The organism is Schleiferilactobacillus harbinensis (assembly GCF_008694105.1).
Classification (GTDB): Bacteria; Bacillota; Bacilli; order Lactobacillales; family Lactobacillaceae; genus Schleiferilactobacillus; species Schleiferilactobacillus harbinensis.
The window spans coordinates 1,511,567-1,532,398 of record NZ_CP041364.1 but is presented as its reverse complement, the minus strand read 5'-3'; the positions used below and the strand labels follow the sequence as shown (position 1 = coordinate 1,532,398).

Below are 20,832 nucleotides of genomic sequence, written 5' to 3'. Positions count from 1 at the left end.
TCGCGGGCTTCAAGCGCCGTCACCACGTTCCAGCCCCCTCAGCCGGAGATTGCGGAGCATGGCACGGCGTACCAGAAACGGCTTTATCCCAGTCTCCGCGGACAGAATAGGGGCTTTATTCGATGGCTTTATCGTTGAACGCATGTATGTTAATTCTAAAAGAACACCACCTGCTCAAAAGCAGCGCCATCCAAGGCGACATGGATACCGTCATGACCAGCGTGTCCTACGACTCTCGGAAGGTCCAGCCCAACGGCTTATTCTTCTGCAAAGGGGAAAACTTCCGCACCATCTATTTGACCATGGCCAAAGACAAAGGGGCCATCACGTACGTGGCCGAACAACCTTACCCGGAAGGCAAAGGCATGAATGCGTTCATTGTGCGCAACGTGCAAAAAGCCATGGCCCTCTTAGCCGCGGCGTATTATAACTATCCCCAGGATGAATTGTTCATCATCGCCTATACCGGCACGAAGGGCAAGACCACGTCCGCGTACTTCACCAAGTCCATTTTGGACGAAATGACCGACCACAAGACGGCCCTGTTCTCCACGATTGACCGAGTCGTTGGACCCAAACCGGATCAGCGCTTCAAATCGGACCTGACCACGCCGGAGTCGCTGGACCTGTTCCACGATATGCGGTCCGCTGTGGATAATGGGATGACCCACTTGGTCATGGAAGTCTCCTCCCAGGCGTATTTGAAATCCCGGGTGTTCGGGCTGACCTATGATGTTGGTTTCTTCCTGAATATCACGCCGGATCACATTGGCCCCAACGAGCACCCCAATTTCGCTAATTATTTGCACTGCAAACTGCAATTGCTGGTCAATTCCCGGGTCTGTGTGATCAATGCCGAGACCGACCACTTCCCCGAAGTGTACGCGGCCGCGACGACCACGACGGATCCCGACAGCATTTTCCTGTTTGCCAACGCCAACTATCAAGAACCGCATAATATCCCGATCGATTTCCGGATGGAAAGCCACGAAGCCGATTTGTTTGAATCCCGCTTCACCTTTACACCGGTGACGCCCAAGGCAATCAGTTTTGGTGTCCACGGGGATTACCAGTTAAAGCTGGTAGGGGATTATAACGAATCCAACGCCACGGCGGCCATTATCGGCTCGCTGCTGGCTGGGGCAGACACCTATGAGACCCAAGAAGGGTTGAAGAATGTCACTATCCCGGGCCGGATGGAATCGGCACTGGCCCCAGGCCACGGCGCCGTCTACGTGGATTATGCCCATAACTACGGCAGCATGCACGCCTTGCTGTCCTTCCTGATTCGTCAGTACAAGCACCCGCGGATCATCGTGGTGCTGGGTGCGCCGGGGGATAAAGGCGTCTCTCGCCGGGCGGACTTTGCCCGGGTCTTGAATCAATATGCCAGCGATGTGTTCTTGACTACCGACGATCCCGGGTTTGAAGATCCGGCGGACATCGCGGCGGAAATCAATCGGGGCATTGACCACGAGCAAGTCCGGGTCACGACTGAACTGGATCGGCCCAAGGCCATCCACGACGCAATTCTGGATTCCAACCCCGGCGACATCGTTGTTGTGGCCGGTAAGGGCGCTGACCCGTACCAGAAGGTGCGCGGCGTCGATACGCCGTACCCCACCGATATGGTGATCGTGCGCCAAGTGATCGATCAACTGCCCGCGGCGAAAGGAGCAGATAAGTAGATGGAAGATTTCTTCACCGTCATTGGCGGGATGGGCACTCCCGCGACCAACAGCTACATTCGGCTGCTTACCGCGCGCACGCCGGCCCACCAGGATCAAGACTACCTGAACTACATCCTTGTCAATCACGCGACGGTCCCGGACCGCACCAGTTATATTCTGGACCACAGTCAGCCCAGTTTTTATCCGGCGCTGCTGGCAGACATCAAGCAGCAGGCGGCCTTGAAGCCTGACTTCATGGTGATCATCTGTAATACCGCCCATTATTTCTACCGCGAACTGGCGGCCGCTGCCGGGGATATTCCGTTGCTGCACATGCCCCACGTGGCAGTGGGCACATTGGCCAAGCGTTTTCCCCAAGCAAAAAAAATCGGGTTGATCGCCACCGCCGGCACGATGGCCGATCACATTTATGAGCGGGAAATCGAAGATGCCGGCTATGATGTCGTGCTCGGCAACGGGCCGGTCCAAGATCAAGTGACCGAATTGATTTACCGGGATATTAAGGAACAAAACAAGGTCGACGCAACGCTTTACCACACCATTCTTCGGGAAATGATCGACGAAAAGGGCTGCGACTTAGTCGTTTTGGGCTGTACCGAGCTGTCCTTGGCTCAAGAAAAAGCCAGCGACCATGAGTATCCGATCATTGATCCGCAAAGTATCATTGTGGATGAGTCTATTCGTTTGGCCACTGCGATTCGGGCCGGTGAGCCGGTGGACTACACCCCGCTGGTTAAAATTAACGATCCGCTGTCCCACTAAGTTTGTTGTCTGTTTTAATTCATGGTATGCTGTCAAAGGAAGGGTCCAATTGGCCAATTGGAGCGACCTTTGGCAGCATTCTTATTTTGGGGTTAAAGGGCCCATTGAAAGAAGGGCAAAAAATTCATGGCAGATTTAGCGTACCATCGGGTCTATTCAGAACTGACCGCACAGATCAAGCACGGCCAATATTCGGATTATCGCTTACCGGATGAACGAACACTGAGCGAGCAATTCGGTGTTTCCCGGTCGACCATCAAGCGGGCCTTGGGCATCTTGGTGAATCGCGGCATCATTTTTCAGAAGCAGGGATCAGGCACCTTCGTCAATCCCCTCTACTTCAAGAGCCGCCCGCTGTTTAACTATACTGGGGATAATATCGGGATCACCGACAGTCTGGTGAAAGACGGTCAGAAACAATCGATTAAGGTTCTGCATTTCCATGTGCAGAAAGCCAAAGATGAAGTGGCGGAGTCGCTTTTCTTACAGCCTAACGAGTTCGTCTACCGAATCGAACGATTGCGGCTGGTGGATGATCAGCCGTTTATGATTGAAATCGGCTATTTGCCGATCCGGCTCGTGCCGGAACTGAACGAAAGCGTGATTCAGTCGTCACTGTACAATTATTTGCAGGAAGAACAGCACCTGATGGTCACCAAGTCTTTTCTGAACATTTCTGCGGAACCGTCCACCGAGGAAGACCAGAAATTATTGCAGCTCAAACCGACCGAACCGGTGGGCCTGATGGAGGGGATTTTCTTCACCGACAGCGGCACGCCCATTGAGTTCTCGCGGATGCGGATCCATTATCGCTATATGCAGTACAATTCGTTTGTGTCACTTTCGTGAGAGAGGGCGCAGGCCGACGGTTAGAAAGAGCCAAGGGACAGTAAACCCGTACTTAGGTTTACTGTCCCTTGGCTCTTCTGCCTTAGCTTCTGTCGGCCGGAGCCCGTTTACGCCAGGGTGCCGGATGGCCAGTCCTTTTAATCGCTTTTTTCTGACTAACGTTCTATACTGACAGGTAACGACACGAATCTATAGGTGCTTTTTAGGAAATGGTACGTACCAAATAACAAATTGGTTGACTTCTTTCGTTTACCCGGTATAATGGGAGATGAATCAAGGCATGATGTGTTGCCCGGGGTCGGTCGCGGATCGGCGTTGAGCACCACCGACTTAATAGGAGGTTTTGTAATGCTGGATCAAAAGACGAGCACCGATCAATATTCAACCCCTGAATATTTCGATCGCTTGAAGAAGTACTGGCAGGCAGCAAACTATATTTCCGTTGGGCAATTATACCTGAAGGATAACCCGTTGCTGAAGCGCCCGCTGAAGGCTGAAGACGTCAAAGTCCACCCCATTGGTCACTGGGGTACGATTTCTGGGCAGAACTTTATCTATGCTCACTTGGATCGGGTCATCAACAAGTACCATCTGAACATGTTTTACATCGAAGGCCCCGGTCATGGTGGTCAAGTGATGGTTTCCAACTCTTACTTGGACGGTAGTTATTCGGATATTTATCCGCATATTACCCAAAATGAAGAGGGCATGAAGCGGCTGTTCAAACAATTCTCCTGGCCGGGTGGTGTGGCATCCCATGCTGCTGCTGAAACACCGGGTTCCATCCACGAAGGTGGGGAACTGGGCTACTCCATTTCTCACGGTACAGGTGCGATTCTGGACAATCCGGATGTGATCGCTGCCGTTGTTGTTGGTGACGGAGAAGCTGAAACGGGCCCGCTGGCTACGTCTTGGTTCTCCAATGTCTTCATCAACCCGGTCAATGATGGTGCCGTATTACCAATCTTGAACTTGAACGGGTTCAAGATTTCTAACCCGACAATTCTGGCCCGTAAGACTGACGAAGAACTGACCAAGTACTTCGAAGGACTCGGCTGGGAACCGATCTTTGTCGAAGGCGACGATCCCGACAAGCTGAATCCGGAAATGGCTAAGGCTATGGATAAGGCGATTGAAAAGATCAAGAGTATCCAAACCGAGGCCCGTAAGAAGCCGGCGTCTGAAGCCAAGCGTCCGGTATGGCCGATGATCGTTGCCCGTATCCCCAAGGGCTGGACTGGTCCCAAGGAATGGGACGGCGAACCGATCGAAGATTCCTTCCGTGCGCACCAGGTGCCGATTCCTGTCGACCAAGGCGACATGCAGCATGCCGATGCGTTGGTTGCTTGGTTGAAGAGTTACGAACCCGAGAAGCTGTTCGATGAGAACGGCGAATTGCTCCCTGAGCTGCGGGAAATCGCACCTAAGGGTGATGCACGGATGTCCGTTAACCCGATCACCAATGGCGGGATCGATCCGAAGCCGTTGGATCTGCCGGATTGGAAGCAATATGCCGTTGACACCACGACCCCGGGTAAGACTGTTGCCCAGGATATGATTGAAATGGGCAAGTATGCCCGGGACGTCATCAAGGCCAACCCGCATAACTTCCGGATCACTGGACCTGATGAAACGATGTCCAACCGGTTGAACCATGTCTTTGAAGTAACTGACCGGCAATGGATGGAAGAAGTACGCAAGCCGAATGATCAATTCGAAGCACCGGCTGGCCGAGTCCTGGATGCGCAATTGTCTGAGCACCAGGCAGAGGGCTTCCTGGAAGGCTACGTATTGACTGGCCGTCATGGCTTCTTCGCTTCTTACGAGGCATTCCTGCGGGTCGTTGACTCCATGCTCACCCAGCACTTCAAGTGGATCCGCAAGGCGGACGAACTGGCATGGCGCAAGAAGTATCCGTCTTTGAACATCTTGGATGTTTCGACTTCCTTCCAACAAGACCATAACGGTTATACCCACCAAGATCCGGGTATCTTGACCCATATGGCGGAAAAGAAGGACAAGTACATTCGCGAATACCTGCCGGCAGACACCAACACCTTGTTGGCTGTCATGAACAAGGTATTGCGGATGGAACAAACCGTGAACATCGTTGTGGCCTCCAAGCATCCGCGCCCGCAATTCTACAGTGTTGAGGAAGCGCAGCAACTGGTTGATAATGGTCTGAAGATCATTGACTGGGCATCTAACGATGGGCACTCCGAACCGGACGTTGTCTTTGTGGCGTCTGGTACTGAACCGAACCTGGAAGCTTTGGCCGCCATCGACATTCTCCATGATGAATATCCTGATTTGAAGATCCGCTTCATCAACGTCGTTGACTTGCTCAAGCTGCGTCGTCCGGACGTTGACCCGCGGGGCCTGACTGACGAACAATTTGACACCTTCTTCACGAAGGACAAGCCGGTCATCTTCGCCTTCCATGGTTTCGAAGGCTTGATTCGGGATATCTGGTTCGGCCGTCACAACCAGAATCTGCGGATCCATGGCTACCGGGAGAACGGGGACATTACTACACCGTTCGATATCCGGGTCATGAACGAACTGGATCGTTTCCACTTGGCGAAGGATGCCGCTGACGCTGTTTATGGCGCTGCTGCTGGCGACTTCGAGTCCAAGATGGATGACATTCTGCAAAAGCACTACAACTTCATCCGCGACTACGGTACGGATATGCCGTTAGTCAACGACTGGACTTGGAAGAGCATCAAGTAGGCCGTTTGCCTAGAAGTTAACACCGACCAAAAACCAATCATACAAAATTGTAATTGTTCCTAGTTGCCGGGAATGATTACCCAACACACCACGATTATCGACTCAGGGGATGATCGTGGTGTGTTTTTGTACAGTTGACACGTCATACATGCAACGTACCTGTGAGGCTCTTTCTAGAAAAATCTTCATTCTTTTCATGGCTTAGTCATCGGCTATGCCGGCTTGGGTGTGATGCTCATTGGGCTGCTGGCCCAGTTGTGGGCGTATAATTGGCAGTACCAATAGAAGCGTAAAAAGGCGTGTCCGCCGTCATGGGGACACGCCTTTTACTTATTGCTTCGGTTCTTTCTTCGGATGATAGGTGACCATGGCGATGATGAATTGCACGACCACATAAAGTACGATCAGCACCACGATCACTGACATGATCGTGACCAGAATGCGGACCGGCCAGAATAAGTGCATCAGGATCAAAATGATCACGTTGACTAGGATCACTGACAACCAATGGTTTCTTTGTTTATGAGGCATCGGCAGGACTCCTTGGTGAGACTGTTTGCCAGTAGTATACCGCTTTCTTATTTTTGAACAAAAACAGGGTCGTTCCTACTGAAAGGATACGATCCTGTCTATTGCTTGGGCACCTTGCGCTTGAGGCCGCCCAAGAGGGGGAGCACTGCGCGTATACAGGGATTTGATCCGGGTACTAGTCGCAGAATAGCAGAAAGCGATTACTTACGTCAACTTTTTTGCTTAGCGGTTAATTGAAAAGCTGCTCATTCCGCGCCACTTGCAACGCCGCCGCAATCACCTGGTCCATGTTGTAATATCGATACGCTCCCAGCCGGCCGCCAAAAATCACCTTGGGGGCCGCCGTGGCTGCATACTGGCGGTACTGCTGGAACAACGCATCGTTCTCGGGATCATTGATCGGATAGTAGGGCTCCGCCCCCGGCGTCCAGACTGCTGGATATTCCCGGGTGATCACCGTTTGCTGGCGGTTGCCGGCACCGAATTCGAAATGCTTATGTTCGATAATTCGGGTGTAAGGCGTCTCCGCGTCAGTATAATTGATTACCGCGTTGCCCTGGAAGTTCGGCGTATCCAGCAGCTCCGTCGCAAAGCGGAGACTGCGGTAACCCAACGCGCCGAATTGATAATCGAAAAAGGCATCGATCATTCCAGAATAAACGATCCGGTCATAGTCCGCCAGATAAGCCGCTTTCTTGGTCAGAAAATCCGTGTTGAGCTGAACGCTGATCGTGGGCAGTTTCAGCATCTTGGCCACGATCTGCGTGTAGCCGCCCACGGGGATCCCTTGATGGACGTCACTAAAGTAGTTGTTGTCATAGGTAAAGCGGACTGGTAGACGGCGGATGATAAACGCGGGCAGATCAATGGGTGCCCGGCCCCATTGTTTGGCTGTGTATTCCTTGATCAGCGTCTCGTAGATGTCTGTGCCCACCAGGGCGATGGCCTGTTCCTCCAGATTGTGCGGCCGGCGGGTGGCACCAGCTTGCTGCTGCTCGGCAATCTTCGCCTGGGCCTCAGCCGGGGTCGTCACGCCCCACATTTGATGGAAGGTATTCATGTTAAACGGTAAGTTGAATAACCGGTCATGATAGTTGGCGATGACCTGATTCGTGAATCGATTGAAGGTGGCAAATTGCTGGACGTACTGCCACACGCGCTCTGAGTTAGTATGAAAAATATGGGCGCCATAGCGATGGACTTGAATCCCCGCCATGTCTTCTGTATAAATATTGCCGGCGATGTGGTCCCGCTTTTCGATCACCGTGACCTGATCCCCCGCCAGAGCCCGTTCCCGGGCCACGACGGCCCCGAACAGACCGCTCCCCACAACCAATAATTTCATGACTTTCTGCTCCCTAATTAAAGCTGTAGAAACGTTGCAGCATATGGTAGACCGCCAACGACATCCGCCGACCGACCCGGCCGGGCAGGGTTACACCCCAGCCCACCAAGCTGTGCCGGACCTTGCGATATAAGGCCGGATCCGCCCGGGCCATGAACTGCCACAGGGCATGACGCTGAGTCAGACTGGCCATGGAGCCCTCGTTCAGCAAAACAATGGACGAGATTCCCGTCACAATGCCGACGTAGGACTGCATGTAGCGGGCTAGGTGGGGATCGGTCAAGTGCAAGTCAGCATAATAGGTGATCATGGCGCGATTGACTCGCAGCTGCTGTTCGATCCGTTTGACCATCACCTTTTCATTCACCGACTGATCCGCCCGGCCAATGAAGTAATGATATAAATCAACGTCTAGATAGCGCATGGTCCGGACATGGGGCAGGGGTTCAAAAACAAACAGGTTATCCACGTAGAACGTATGCCGGGGCAAGGTTAGATGCATGTCTTGAAGAATGGCGGTGCGGAAAATAACGGAGTGCATCAGGATATATTTGCCCGGCTGCAGCTTAACGTCCTGCCAGGTAAATTGCCGCTTCTGGGGCAGTGCCCGGCGAAACTGCATCACCCGCTTGTGCTTTTTGCCGACTTTGTCATAGACATAATTGAAAATCAGCATGTCGAACGTGTCCGCAGCTAACTCGGCCAAGACTTTTTGCAGGGCCGCCGGGTCCAGCCAATCGTCGCTGTCGACCACTTTGAAATACTTACCCTGAGCGGCTCGCACGCCCGCATTGATTGCCGCTCCATGGCCGCCATTGGGCTGGTGAATGACGCGGATACTTTCCGGGAAGCGGGCCGCATAATCATCAGCGATTGCTCCGGTCCGATCGGTGGACCCGTCATCCACGATGATGATCTCCACCTGCGGTCCGCCGGTTAACAAAGCGTCAATACAGCGATCCATGTAGTCTTCCGAATTATAGCAAGGTACAACGGCACTTAATAAGGTCACGATTTTAAACTCCTCAGCGGGGCCGTGCCCCGGTTAATCAGTGCTAAATGTACTTTCATTCTACCAGAAACTGGCCGCGGACATTGTATTCCCGTTTCCTTTCTGGTAAAAATAGCAGTATCGCAATATTTCTGAAGGGGTGGACCCATGCAAGAATTGAAACTCCGCTGGCTGCTGACGGGATCGCTGCTGAGCAGCATCGGAATGAGTTTTATTTGGCCGTTGACCAGCATTTATTTGCATAATCGGTTGGGCATTTCGCTGACCACTGTGGGCGTCGTGCTCCTGCTGAATTCCTTGGCCAGTGTGGCCGGCAGTTACGTGGCGGGAATGGCCTATGATAAAGCCAATCCTTACTGGCTGCTGCTAGGCGGCGTGGGGACAGCCTTTGTCACCCTGGTCGTACTGGCCTTGCATCACGGCTGGCCGATGTTTGCCGTCTTGCTGTTTGTTCTGGGCATCACCTCCGGCTGGAACCTGACCCTGGTCAACGCCATCGGCACCAGGATTCGCCGGTATGACGGCCGGTATGTGTTCAACATGCTGTATTTTGCCCAAAATCTGGGCGTGGTCGCCGGCACGGCCATTGTCGGTTATGTTTACCACATCAGTGTAACGCTGCTGTTCGCCATTGCTGCTGCCTTGTTTGCCTTCTTTTTCGCCCTGGTATTTTTCACTTATCGGCCAGTGGGTCACCGGGCCGTCCGGGTTCGCCGGGCAGAGAGTGCAGGAGACCCGCAGCCGCTTCGGCTGCCCAAATGGAATCGCATTGTCCTGATCGCCTTCTTTGCAGCGTTATTGATCATTTGGACCATGTATCAGCAATGGGTATCTAACCTGTCCGTTTACATGACCGATCTCGGCATTCCGCTGAGCCGCTACAGTATGTTGTGGACGCTGAATGCCGGCTTAATCGTGGGTATTCAGATTCTGCTGAATACGTTGTCGCACAGTGGCAAGTATTTGATCTATCAAGTTTTTTTCGGTATCACGATGGTCGCTTTATCCTTTGTTGTCTTGATTTTTGCCAAGAGCTATGCCTGGTTCGTCCTGGCGATGACGGTCCTGACCATGGGCGAGGCCACTGCTTTCCCGGCGATCCCCGCTCTGGTCAACGATCTGACACCATTGGATTTGAAAGGACGCTATCAAGGCATGGTGAATGCCTGGGCCTCTGCCGGCCGGGCATTGGGGCCGTTGTTTGGCGGGGCGGTGATCGACGCCACGTCGTACACAACACTGTTTATCGTCGCCACCGCTGCCGTGGGGGTCGTGCTGTTGGCATTAGCGACGCTGTGGCTGCTGGTACATCAGCGGTTGACGGTGTTTAATTATTGAAGAAAAAAGGCCGTACCAGCATCCCTCGCGGGTATGCTGGTACGGCCTTGCTGATTAGCCATTAATCCACAAAAATGATCTGAAATTCCTTCTTCTCCGGATACACATTCACACTGCAGTGCCGGTTCAGATCCAGCGTGATTCGCTGGGCAAACGCGACTTTATCGTCAAACGCTTTGGCGTTGGCCGTGAAGTCGTTTTTCTGATAGTCATAATTTGCCGCGATAAAGGATGCATCGGTGACGAAACGCAGGTTATTCTCATCATGGTGCGCACCGGGTTTCAGCACCGAGTCGATGTAGTGATAAATCTGGCGCGGCGTGAAATGCAGCGGCGTCTGTAATTCCGTGGTGATCTTGAAATTGGTGACGTCATCGATCATCGCGTCATCCACGGTGACCTGGGTCAATGCTTGATAGAGTTTCATAGTAAAAATTTCCTTCCCCAAATACAGTATTAAGCGGGCAATGCCGCGATGGTGCGCAGCGCCTGCTGGAATTCGGTCTGAGCATCCGCGTCAGTTTCTTTGGCCAGGGCAGTGGTGAGAAATGCGCTGATTTCAGCGTTCTGATTTTTCAATAAGTGACCCACCGCCCAAGCCGCCGTGCCCCGGATCACCGGGCGCGGATCCTTGTCGATCACTTCCAGCAGCTTCGGCACCGCGCTGCGATCGCGCATATTGGCCAAAGCAATGATGGCGTTGCGCTGCAGCGATTTCTTGCCCCGCCACGCGCCCGCCAGCGCACCGAATTTCTCTTTGAATTGCTTGTTCGAAATGTCCAGCAGCGGCACAAGTTCCGGACTGACCGCCTCAGGATCGGGTTCCATGTCCGGGTGGAAATGGGTGTCTTTACCCTTATTGAACGGACAGACCAGTTGGCAGATATCGCAGCCGTAGATCACGTTACGGATCATCGGCCGGAACTCGGCCGGCATCATCCCCTTGGTTTGGGTCTGAAAGGATAGGCAGCGCTGGGCGTTGAGATGGCCATCGCCCAGCAGCGCCGAGGGCGGGCAGAAGTCAATACAGCGAGTGCACTCCCCGCATTGGCAAGGAATCGGCGTATCCGGCGGGAAATCGATGTTGGTGATGATCTCGCCCAGATAGACCCAGGAGCCGAATTCTTTGGTGATCAGCAGACCGTTTTTGCCAATGAAACCCAAGCCAGCCCGCTGGGCTACGGCCACATCGACTAACTCGCCGGTGTCCACCATCGGTTTGAAGGCAATGCTGGCATCATCGCCGGCCAATTGCCGAATTTTCTCAATTAACTGGGTCATCTTCGCGCGCAGGATCGTGTGGTAATCAGTGCCCCACGAGGCGCGGGCAAAATAGCCGCGTTTATACTCGCTGCGGGGCGCACGCTGGTGCATCCGAGTGGGATAGGCCAGGGCGATGGCAATGATCGAGCGGGGCTGGTTGAAGATCTTGTCCGGATAGACCCGTTCGTCGATATTTTGGTGTTCAAAGCCGCTGTTATAGCCCTTTTCCCGTTGGGCTACCAGACTGGGCTTCAGGTCGGTGAAGGGCGCGGCGGTGGTGAAACCAATTTTATCGATACCAATTGTTTGACTGGCGGCAATGATTTGCTGTTTTAAGTCGGCGTGCATGGCCCGCGCCTCCTTTCTGCCTTACTTCGTCAGGTATATCCGCTGCAAGTCGCGGATGTCGTCGTCACCCAGGGTCAAGACATCCCGCAGGTAATGCTGCACGTCGCCGCTCATATTCTTGATGGCGTGGCGGGCGGTGGCGAGATAGTCGGTGCTGACGGTGAAGAGCGCCTTAATGTTCGTGACCATCGTTTCATTTCCGCCATTCTTGCGTACCTCGGCCAGTACTTCAGCAACGCGGTTCTTGCTGGTCTCGTTAGTCAATAGGTAGTCCTGGGTGATGATGTCATCAGGGACGCCCAGGGCGCTGAGGAAAAAGAAAGCGCCCATGCCAGTACGGTCCTTGCCGGCCGCACAGTGGAACAGGACGGCTTCGCCGTCTTTTTCGTTATCCAGCAGGGCATCGAAGAAATGCTTGTACGCGTCCTGGGCGTGGGTGGTTTGGACGATGTCCCGGTAAACCTGGAGCATGTGCTGGTAGCCGTTTCCCGGATCCTCACGCATCATCGCCTGCAACTGGGCAGCCGTTTTTGAGTTCTGGGTTTCATCTTCCGCCAAGACGGGGTTGAAATCGTAGCGTACCCCGGCGGGTACTTTATCCGGCTGATTTTTTCTTTCCTCCGTTGAGCGAAAATCCATGTCCAACCGGACACCGTAATCGTAGAGAAATTGCTGATCGTCAGGACTGAGCGTATCCAGCCCAGCTGAGCGGACTAGTTTATTGAATTTCACCTGTTTCCCGTCAATGGCCGGATAGCCCCCCAACTCCCGATAATTGAACCCACTTGTAATTGGCAAGACGCGTTTCTCCATGTCTGCTGACCCACTTTCTAACGTTTTGTTATATCTCCAGTTTAGCATGGATAGCAGTCGTTTTCGCGACAAGGTACAATAGGGATAGTTATTTCTGAGTGGGTGGAATAGGGGGATGTGACGGCAGTGCGAATTATTGTGGCAGCGGATGCGTTTGCCAAGACGATTGACGGGGTGATGACGAGTCAATTGCTGGCGGATGGGGTGCAAACGGCAGCACCATTAGCGGAAGTGGATGTTTGGGCGTTCCCGCCGGCGGGGCGGACATTGCATGCACTGCAGCGAGCCCTGGTCGGTGAATTTCAGGAGACCCCGGTGGTGGATGCGTTTTGGCAGCCCACCCGCTTAACCTATTTAGTAGTGGGGGAAGGCAGTCAGCGGACGGCCTATGTGGAGACGGATTGGTTGTTTCCGGGGCTCAATGAGGGGACGGCCGACGAAGTATATAATGCCACCAGTTTTGGCTTGGGCGAGGCGCTGCTGCATTTGATGATTGCTGGCATGCCGCATATTGTCTTGATTATCGGCAAGCGCATGATTTGCGACGGCGGGATCGGCATGCTGCAGGCGCTGGGGGCCGTGATCGGTGATGATCAGGGCCAAGACGTGGGCAGCGGCCGCAATCCGTTATTGGTGATGCAGGGCATCGACGCCAGCCGGCCAGCGCTTTTGCTGCGCAAAGTGGATCTCACGATCATGACCGACAATTACTTTACGTATACCGGAAAGCAGGGCTTTGTCCGGTTATTGGCGGCGCATCATCATTTCACCGCGGCCCAGCAAAGGGAACTGAATCGGCAATTGGCAGCGGCTCAACAGTTGTTGGCTGATACTTGTCATATCCCCATTCGGGATGTACCGGGAAGCGGTGCAGGCGGCGGGATCGGCGGCGCCCTGCTGGCCGTCGGTGCCCGTCAGCCGGTGGATTTTGCCCCCTGGCTGGGCGAACAGGTCGGCTTTATGCCGGTGCTGGCCCAAGCAGATTTGGTGATCACCGCGGCGCCGGTCTTAACGCCGGTGATGGGCTTGATGAGCGGCGTGGTGCCGCTGGCCCGGGTTGCCCAGGCCCATCAGGTGCCGATCGTGCTGGCCCTGCAGCCCGACCACACGCTGGATCCCGGCCTCAGCGAGCTGTTTGCCGATATCTATTTGACCCAGGTCACCGGCTTGATGGGCAGTGAGCGCAGCGGGGTCTGGCGGCGCGGATTGAAGGTTGCCGGCAGTGAACTCGTGACCCGCTTTGAGCAGCGCCGCCAAATGGCAGAAAAATAAACTGCTTGCGCCCCTTTTACCGGTGTTCTATGCTAAAGTGAAGTTGGAAAGGATGGGAGAAAAATGGCACAAGAATATCACAACATTTTAGTCCCCTTGGACGGTTCTGCAGAGTCCGAGCGGGCGCTCAATAAAGCTGTGGCCGTTGCCCAGCTGAACCATGCCCATGTCGATCTCCTGCACGTACTGGATACGAAGCAATTCGTTGGCAGCTACGGCGGTATGATCACCGAAGATACGATCTATCAATTGTCCGAGGATGCGCAAAATTACTTACAGAATATTGCGGATAAGCTGAAAGAAGAGGACGGGTTCACCGACGTCGCGATCCACGTGCGGTTCGGCAACCCCAAGACGGTCATTGCCAAGGACTTCTTGGAGGATCACCACAATGACCTGATCATGATTGGCGCCACCGGTTTGAACGCCATCGAACGGCTGCTGGTCGGTTCCGTCACGGAATATGTCAATCGTCATGCGTTATGCGACGTCCTGGTCGTCAAGTCCGGCTACGCCAAGGCCCAGGATGAAGCCCGCGCAGCGAAGAAAGAAGCGGCGAGAACGCCGAAGTAATCAGGGAAAATCATGAAGAAAAGTCAATATGGGATTTTATTAGCCGGAGCCGCCGCCATGATGTGGGGTGTTTCCGGCCCGATGTCGCAGTTATTGTTTGCCACGGACCATGTGTCTGTGCACTGGCTCATTGCGTCGAAGATGATTCTGGCTGGCATCATCGTCGTCGCTGGGGGCTTTTTGACCCAGAAAGACAAGATGCTCGGCATTTGGCGCAGCTGGCACACGATTCTCGCTTTGTTGGCTTTCACCGCTGTCGGCATGGTGTCCATGCAGTTTATTTACTACCAGGCCATTGCCGTGTCTGACGCGGCCACCGCGACGATTCTCCAGTTCATGTCGCCTATTCTGGTAGTCGTGTATTTGGCTTTTGCCGAACACAAATTGCCGTCTCGTATTGACATGAGTGCTGTGGTCCTGGCGATTCTGGGGACCTACTTGATCGTCACGCGGGGGCACATCGGCCATTTGGCTGTGACGCCCGTGGGCTTGTTCTGGGGGATTGCCGCCGCCTTCGCGGCAGCGGTGTATACCCTGGGACCGCGGAACTTGATCCGCGAGTTCGGCGCGATTTCCACGGTGGGCTGGTCCATGCTCATTGGCGGCATCGCCATGGCCCCGACCGTGCCGGCTCAGGAATGGATCCCGCATCTCAGCACGCCGGGCTTGCTGGCCTATCTCTTTATCCTGATTTTTGGGACAGTGATTGCCTATGCGATGTACTTGGGCAGTCTGCGTTTTACCAATGCCACGGTGGTCAGTGTCCTGGATTCCTTCGAACCCCTCGGCGCGGCAATCCTTTCCGTGGTGATGTTTAACCGGCACTTCAGCATTGCCGAATTGTTGGGCATTTTACTGATCATCATGACGGTGGTGGGCATGTCGTTTCTGCCCCAGCGCAATGTGCAAATGGCTCAAGCCGCTGCGCGTACCGCGCCAGTCCCGCCGAATCTGCAGCCGGCGGCAGCACCGCTGCACCGGGAACGGCGGATGGCGAAACCATGATCTGAATACAGAAAATAACAGCGCTGGTCTCTGATGAAAATCAGAACCAACGCTGTTTTATACTTGGCTTAGTAAGTGGTACCGTTCAGCAGATTCGGAACCCGCTCGACCCGCTGGTCGGCGGTCAGGGCAACGATGTACCCATTCTTTAAGTGCATCGTGTAGGTGACGTAGGGCTGCAAATTGAGAGGACGGCCGCGATAATCCACGATGGGCAATATTCTATTATTCACAGTTGGCATAGGGACCGCTTCCTTTCCGGTAACATGCCTCGTCATTTCTCTATCCACTTATATTTTATAAGTTACCAGTGATGGAAGCAAGAAGAAAGATTGCAAAATACAGTTGTAAAATATGACGGAATTATGCTGTGGCCCGTGGGCGTAGCGTGGGCCGGATGAAAAAGCTACCCGGATGTAACCAGAATGTAAAATAACGCTAGTTTTCAAGAACGGGATGTAAAGTTCGCTTACACTTTTATCCCGGGGGCAGCAAGGAGTCGGTTGCGGTATAATGGTTTTTAAGAAAGTGTAACGAGGAGTGGATAACGAATGGAAGCAACTGCAATCAGTGAAATGGCTGACTGGCTGGAAGCCCATGTGGACGATATCGTGGGTAAGAACACGGCGCTAGATACAGACAAAATTTACGCGTTATTAGATGCCCTGAAGGTCCTGCCGCGGCCGGTGGCGACTTATTTGGAGATGACCCAGGAAAAGTATTACGAGGACGGCTCCAGCCATGACCTGGATCTGGATGGCGGCAAAGCCTTAGTCGGTGAAGTACACGATCGGCTGATGGTGAACCACGTAGACGGCACCCTGCCGGAGAATCAGATCCGCTTCACCTACAACCACGAGGACGTTTACCAGGATGGTTACGCGCCGCGCCGGGATTGTCAGATCCTGATGTATGCACTGGAAGTACTGGGTGCCGTCGCCGGGGTCCATGGCTTCGATTTGTTCGCGGACAACGTCAAGAGCGACGCCGTTGTTTCCATTGCCCTGTCGGCCAAAACGCTGGCCGATTGGCAGCAGCAGACCGCCACGGTTTAATTATAGAAATGAGAAAGGCCGCCGAGAAAGTCCAACATTGGATTTTCTTGGCGGTCTTTTAGCACGAGCCCATCCGGTTAACGGGAGGTCAATGCCAGCTGGGCATAGTCTGCTTTCAATTCTCTGGTCACTGCATCGATCGTGGCTTGGTCCGCGAAAGCATGGGCCATGGAAATCAGATTGCTGCGCTGGAAATCAGCAGCTTCCAGGCCAAACTCTTGATGGAACAGCATGTATTCCCGGGTCAGGTTGGTGTGCGATACTGTGCGGTTGTCAGTACTGATGTTGAAGGGTACATTCGCTGCCACCAGATCCCGGTAATGGAAATGGGTGATGTCCACTGCCGCTTTGGTTTGCAGGTTCGACGTCAGACAGATCTCGAACAGGGTATTTTGCGCGTGCGCCAGAGCCAGTGCATCGGCGTGACCATGGATCGCCGTGCCGTGGCCAATCCGCTTCGCCCCCAGCTTGATGGCCTCCACGACATTCTCCACACAGCCGCATTCGCCAGCGTGGAAGGTCAGTGGAATCTGATGGGCAGCGGCGTAGTCAATCGCCGGCTGCATCGTCCGCGGCGGGAAATGGGCTTCGTCGCCGGCGAAGTCCACGCCGACTACACCGCGATCCCGCAAGCCATTCGCCGCGGTGAAGGCGGCGATGGCCCGGTCGATCGGCTGCTGGCGCATGCCGCAGACCAGAATGCGGGTGGTGATGCCCAGTTCGGTTTTCGCTCGTTCCAGCCCTTTGGCTACGGCGATGATTGTATCCGCCTCGGTCATGCTCTTGTCGGTGGACAGGGTCGGGGCAAAACGGACCTCCAAGTAACGGACATTTTCCCGGGCTGCTTGGGCAGCCACATCGAAGGCCGCCAAAGTCAGCGCCTCGGGCACTTGGAGCAACGGGCCGATGAAATCGAACCGTTCCAAATACTCGCCCAGGGATTGGACATTAGCCGGCGCAATGACTTTCTCCGCCAGTTCCGCGTCCGTGGCCGGGATTGGAATATGCTGCATGTCCGCAATTTCCCGAATCGTTGGAATCGAAATCGATCCGTCGAGATGACAGTGTAATTCAACTTTTGGTAATTGATGGGCAATGATTTCATTGAAGCCAGACACAGTTGGGACCCCCTTGCATGTTTGTGCACAACTATAACACGCGGCGGGGGATATTTCACGTTTATAGACCGTCAGTAAGCGTGTAAGTTACGTCCGCCGAATACTTTTGGCCGGCCAGGATGCCCGCGGTATTAGGGACATGAAGTACGGCGGTGTAGTTCTGGGTGTCTACCAAGCCTGTGTCGTTGGTCAACTCAGGGAGGACAGTACTGCCACCTTCGCCAATCGCAGGGATGTCGTGGCTGCCTAACCGGAGGATGAACGTGTTGACGGTCGAGGATCCCGCTGCAAACGGAGTCACTTGCACAGTGACTTGGGACTTTGGATTTGGATTGTACACGGTCGTGATCGTGATTGGTTTGGCACCTTCCGAGGACTGTGTCCCAGTGATATCATTGCGCCCATCATTCGGGTAGTCCCCAGCAGCGAGCCGACGGGTGCCGAAGTTGAGGTCCCCCGAGACCGCGATGGCGGTTTGTCCTTTGATCATGGTGGGCATCCACACAGAATAGACGGTATTGTCCTTTTTGTAATTGAAGCGCAAGTAGCCTGCACCAGTGCTGTTTGGCCTGAAGCTCATGTAGTCTTGATATTTGATATTCACCTGACCGGGATTCTGCGAATTGAGCAAGCTAGTCAGGTCGATGTTGGGTTTGCTCTGATCAAAGAACGCGACTTGGGTGCTCGTCGCATCGTTAGGTGTGAATGCAGTAACTGTGCCATCTGCTAAAGTCAATGTACTCAGCTTCGTGCGCAGGTCGATTATATTGGTGCCGTTTTTTGGGCCAGTAATCATGATTGTATTCGGATCGTTTTTATCCATTGTTAAACTGAGTGGGATGTTCGGACCAATCATGTTTCTTTGATCGATTTTTTCGATGGTAGACGGGCCGATGATCAAGGAAGAGAGCTTATTTGGATTGGTGTTGCCGATTACTGGTTCGTTGTTGGAGACGTCCAGCGTTTTTAGCTTCGGAGCAGCTGGCTGACTCAGAAAAGCCGCCAGATCACTGCCCTTTGCGTCACTCATCTGGGCGGGTTCCAGTCCATCCTGGGTAGCCGTAAAGGTTGTCAGCGCGGGCAACGCTGGTAGCGGATTGGGCTTAACCGTTGCTGGAACGCTGGGGATGAATACTTCTTTGGGATAGTTGGACAGGGTCAAGGTGATCAACGTTGTGGCTGGTGTGCCGGTTTGGCCGCGATCAGTGGCGAATGTCGTGATCAGGCGGCGGAAGCCGTCCTTGACCTGCTCGGCGGTGGCGTTGGTACCGGGAGCCGTGAAGCTTTGGAGTTTGGTAGCATACTCTAGGCCGGTCGGGTCTTTAGCAATTGTCCAAGTCTTACCGTCACCCACAAAATTAGTCAGCGTCGGCATCATGGATTTTTGCAGTTTTGTGTAGTCAGTGAGGGCAGGTTGAATCTGGGCCGCCACTAATTTGGCCAAATTATCATTCGGCATCCAGGTACTCAACGGCTCGTACAGATTATAATTTACCACCCAGTAATACGTTTGACCGCTGTCAGTTTTCCCAGTATAGAATACCCCCACACTGACCCAATCGTTGGCAGTCAGTTTTGTGGGGCCGGCATTTTTGAGCTGAATGGAAACTAGTGGCAGCGTTTCGGCCGTTTGCTCCACCTGAGCATCTGTATCGGGCAAGCCGTTGTCTGCTGCGTGCCAGACGGCTCTGGTGATCTGGGTCACGCCCGCCGGCAATCGCAAGTCATCCCGGGTAAGAGTTGCAATGGGTGTACTGCTTCGAGTGGGTATTTTAATCCATACAGTAGCAGGCGTCTGGGTGCCGATGATTTCTATAGATGTTGACATTGTCGGCAACGGGTCGGCCCAGTAACTGGTTTTCACGGGTTTATCAGAATCTTGCATGTACGTATCTTCGACCGACGTTTGAATAGTATCCTTTAGTGCAATTAATGGCGTCATGGTTAGTTGGACCTGCGCACTATTTGGCTGGGCTGACGCGCCAGTACCATAAAGATCGAGCGTGTTAAACGTGACCTGGGTCCGCCCATCGCTCTGCTGGGCCGCTGAGCCATTAATGGGTGTACCGCTGGCAGTACCGTTTTTGGTAGTGACAGTTGCCGTATCGACACGCAGGCCAGCGGGGACCATCGTTTTGATTTTCACCCCCGTCCAAGGATCTGGTGCAGAATTAGGCATTTTTAAGTTGAATGTGTAAGTGACCGGTGTATTTTGATTCGTTGAAAAAGAAAGGCTTTGATCACTGCTCGTCACAGTATTTTTGGCGTCTTTAATCGACCAATCCGTTGTCGGATAGTTGGTGACTTTCTTGTAATGCGCATTCAGTCGTTGGTATGGCGTCGTGTAAGTACCTGGATAGTTATAACTGGTACCATCGGGATTTTCCTTTAATTCGACTTTTACTTTAGTGTTACCTTGCGGGTGATTGTAGGTTTCCAGAGTAGCGTAATCAAATTGATATTTTCCTTGGAGAGGATTGGCAGGGCGCGTCTGAAATTTTGGAATCGTCAAGTTAAAAGGGTGAGAAACGTCTTCGGGACGACCTTGGTTTATCGCGTCGGCAATCGTCGTCCCATTTTCATCCACGAACCGGGTCGTGAATGCGCCGGGTTCGGGTGTGTACTCTGCATAGAGATTCTTCACGGCTTGATTAGCAGTGGACGAGCCGTTAGATCCTGCAATATTCAAGGCAAAGAATGGCTTGTTATCAGTTTTTGCAATCAGGTCGTTGACATTGATTGTCGCTTTCCATGTTCTGTAGATATTGGCCGGGTCATAGGTCGTACCATTATACAAGCTGACGGTCATTGTTCCCATATTGGCGGCGTCGACCGTGTAGTTGATTTCGACACCATGCCAGCTGCCATCAACAAAATTGCTAGAAATCTGCGAGTACGAGTCAATTACTTTCCCCCCAAGCGGAGTGAAGGGCACTTTCGTATCAGGAAGAGCTGCAGTGACTATTCTTCTGAGAAAATAGTGGGGGGTATTGGTTCCCATGACTCGTAAGGTGCCCGCCTCGTTGGTTTCAAGAAACGATCCATAAGGTGCCCCAACCAACCCTTCATCAACGTCACCCCAAACGGCACCAGGAGTGTTGCCAGTGCGCATTGCACCGGCATA

General features: G+C 53.5%; 19 protein-coding genes. 10 read left to right on the top strand and 9 right to left on the bottom strand.

Going from position 1 to position 20,832, the window contains the following annotated elements; all coding sequences use genetic code 11:
• The first annotated feature begins 122 nt into the window (after positions 1–122).
• The 5 genes from FMM01_RS07810 (at position 123) to FMM01_RS16765 (ending at position 6,320) form a co-directional block, all read left to right on the top strand.
• A complete protein-coding gene (locus FMM01_RS07810; RefSeq protein WP_027829633.1) occupies positions 123–1,688 on the top strand; it encodes a UDP-N-acetylmuramoyl-L-alanyl-D-glutamate--2,6-diaminopimelate ligase in 1,566 nt (521 codons plus the stop codon).
• Positions 1,689–2,453, top strand: coding sequence for an aspartate/glutamate racemase family protein (locus FMM01_RS07805; protein ID WP_146995486.1), 765 nt, complete (start codon positions 1,689–1,691; stop codon positions 2,451–2,453). It abuts the gene before it with no gap.
• Between the two features lie 126 nt (positions 2,454–2,579).
• Complete coding sequence (locus FMM01_RS07800; RefSeq protein WP_027829631.1) at positions 2,580–3,302, top strand: GntR family transcriptional regulator; 723 nt, start codon at positions 2,580–2,582, stop codon at positions 3,300–3,302.
• Between the two features lie 351 nt (positions 3,303–3,653).
• Positions 3,654–6,035, top strand: coding sequence for a phosphoketolase family protein (locus tag FMM01_RS07795; RefSeq protein ID WP_375708598.1), 2,382 nt, complete (start codon positions 3,654–3,656; stop codon positions 6,033–6,035).
• 207 nt (positions 6,036–6,242) lie between these two features.
• Entirely contained in the window at positions 6,243–6,320 is a 78-nt protein-coding gene (locus tag FMM01_RS16765) for a DUF6903 family protein (protein ID WP_373880569.1), read from the top strand.
• 45 nt (positions 6,321–6,365) lie between these two features.
• Here FMM01_RS16765 and FMM01_RS07790 read toward each other — a convergent pair whose 3' ends face one another.
• The 3 genes from FMM01_RS07790 to FMM01_RS07780 all read right to left on the bottom strand — a co-directional run bounded on the left by FMM01_RS07790 (position 6,366) and on the right by FMM01_RS07780 (position 8,926).
• On the bottom strand, positions 6,366–6,566 hold the full coding sequence (locus FMM01_RS07790; RefSeq protein WP_027828568.1) for a hypothetical protein: 201 nt from the start codon (positions 6,564–6,566) through the stop codon (positions 6,366–6,368).
• 229 nt (positions 6,567–6,795) lie between these two features.
• On the bottom strand, positions 6,796–7,911 hold the full coding sequence (gene glf / locus FMM01_RS07785; protein WP_150392141.1) for a UDP-galactopyranose mutase: 1,116 nt from the start codon (positions 7,909–7,911) through the stop codon (positions 6,796–6,798).
• A 13-nt stretch (positions 7,912–7,924) separates the two neighbouring features.
• A complete protein-coding gene (locus FMM01_RS07780) occupies positions 7,925–8,926 on the bottom strand; it encodes a glycosyltransferase family 2 protein (RefSeq protein WP_263405100.1) in 1,002 nt (333 codons plus the stop codon).
• A 144-nt stretch (positions 8,927–9,070) separates the two neighbouring features.
• Here FMM01_RS07780 and FMM01_RS07775 point away from each other — a divergent pair, with 144 nt between their 5' ends.
• Positions 9,071–10,261, top strand: a complete 1,191-nt coding sequence (locus FMM01_RS07775; RefSeq protein WP_150392139.1) for an MFS transporter — start codon at positions 9,071–9,073, stop codon at positions 10,259–10,261.
• 61 nt (positions 10,262–10,322) lie between these two features.
• Here the strand turns inward: FMM01_RS07775 and FMM01_RS07770 are convergent, their stop codons facing one another.
• From FMM01_RS07770 to FMM01_RS07760, 3 genes are read right to left on the bottom strand one after another with little or no spacing between them, the layout of a single operon-like run.
• Positions 10,323–10,688 carry a hypothetical protein gene (locus tag FMM01_RS07770; protein ID WP_027828564.1) on the bottom strand — a complete coding sequence of 122 codons (366 nt, stop codon included), beginning with the start codon at positions 10,686–10,688 and terminating at the stop codon, positions 10,323–10,325.
• Between the two features lie 29 nt (positions 10,689–10,717).
• The gene (gene queG, locus FMM01_RS07765; RefSeq protein ID WP_150392138.1) at positions 10,718–11,872 is read right to left on the bottom strand and encodes a tRNA epoxyqueuosine(34) reductase QueG; all 1,155 of its coding nucleotides are present in this window, start codon (positions 11,870–11,872) and stop codon (positions 10,718–10,720) included.
• A gap of 21 nt (positions 11,873–11,893) precedes the next feature.
• On the bottom strand, positions 11,894–12,670 hold the full coding sequence (locus FMM01_RS07760) for a tyrosine-protein phosphatase (protein WP_223850019.1): 777 nt from the start codon (positions 12,668–12,670) through the stop codon (positions 11,894–11,896).
• A 141-nt stretch (positions 12,671–12,811) separates the two neighbouring features.
• Here FMM01_RS07760 and FMM01_RS07755 point away from each other — a divergent pair, with 141 nt between their 5' ends.
• The 3 genes from FMM01_RS07755 (at position 12,812) to FMM01_RS07745 (ending at position 15,535) form a co-directional block, all read left to right on the top strand.
• Entirely contained in the window at positions 12,812–13,957 is a 1,146-nt protein-coding gene (locus FMM01_RS07755; RefSeq protein ID WP_150392136.1) for a glycerate kinase, read from the top strand.
• A 63-nt stretch (positions 13,958–14,020) separates the two neighbouring features.
• Entirely contained in the window at positions 14,021–14,530 is a 510-nt protein-coding gene (locus tag FMM01_RS07750; protein ID WP_150392135.1) for a universal stress protein, read from the top strand.
• 12 nt (positions 14,531–14,542) lie between these two features.
• Positions 14,543–15,535: an EamA family transporter gene (locus tag FMM01_RS07745; protein ID WP_051225292.1), complete on the top strand. Its 993-nt coding sequence runs from the start codon at positions 14,543–14,545 to the stop codon at positions 15,533–15,535.
• 68 nt (positions 15,536–15,603) lie between these two features.
• Here the strand turns inward: FMM01_RS07745 and FMM01_RS16220 are convergent, their stop codons facing one another.
• Positions 15,604–15,777 carry a hypothetical protein gene (locus tag FMM01_RS16220; protein WP_186810292.1) on the bottom strand — a complete coding sequence of 58 codons (174 nt, stop codon included), beginning with the start codon at positions 15,775–15,777 and terminating at the stop codon, positions 15,604–15,606.
• 309 nt (positions 15,778–16,086) lie between these two features.
• Between FMM01_RS16220 and FMM01_RS07740 the strand changes: the two genes are divergently transcribed.
• A complete protein-coding gene (locus FMM01_RS07740; RefSeq protein WP_146995400.1) occupies positions 16,087–16,590 on the top strand; it encodes a hypothetical protein in 504 nt (167 codons plus the stop codon).
• A gap of 77 nt (positions 16,591–16,667) precedes the next feature.
• Here FMM01_RS07740 and add read toward each other — a convergent pair whose 3' ends face one another.
• A complete protein-coding gene (add, locus tag FMM01_RS07735) occupies positions 16,668–17,708 on the bottom strand; it encodes an adenosine deaminase (RefSeq protein WP_150392134.1) in 1,041 nt (346 codons plus the stop codon).
• Positions 17,709–17,769: 61 nt separating this feature from the next.
• On the bottom strand, positions 17,770–20,820 hold the full coding sequence (locus FMM01_RS07730; protein WP_150392133.1) for a hypothetical protein: 3,051 nt from the start codon (positions 20,818–20,820) through the stop codon (positions 17,770–17,772).
• Positions 20,821–20,832: the final 12 nt, after the last annotated feature.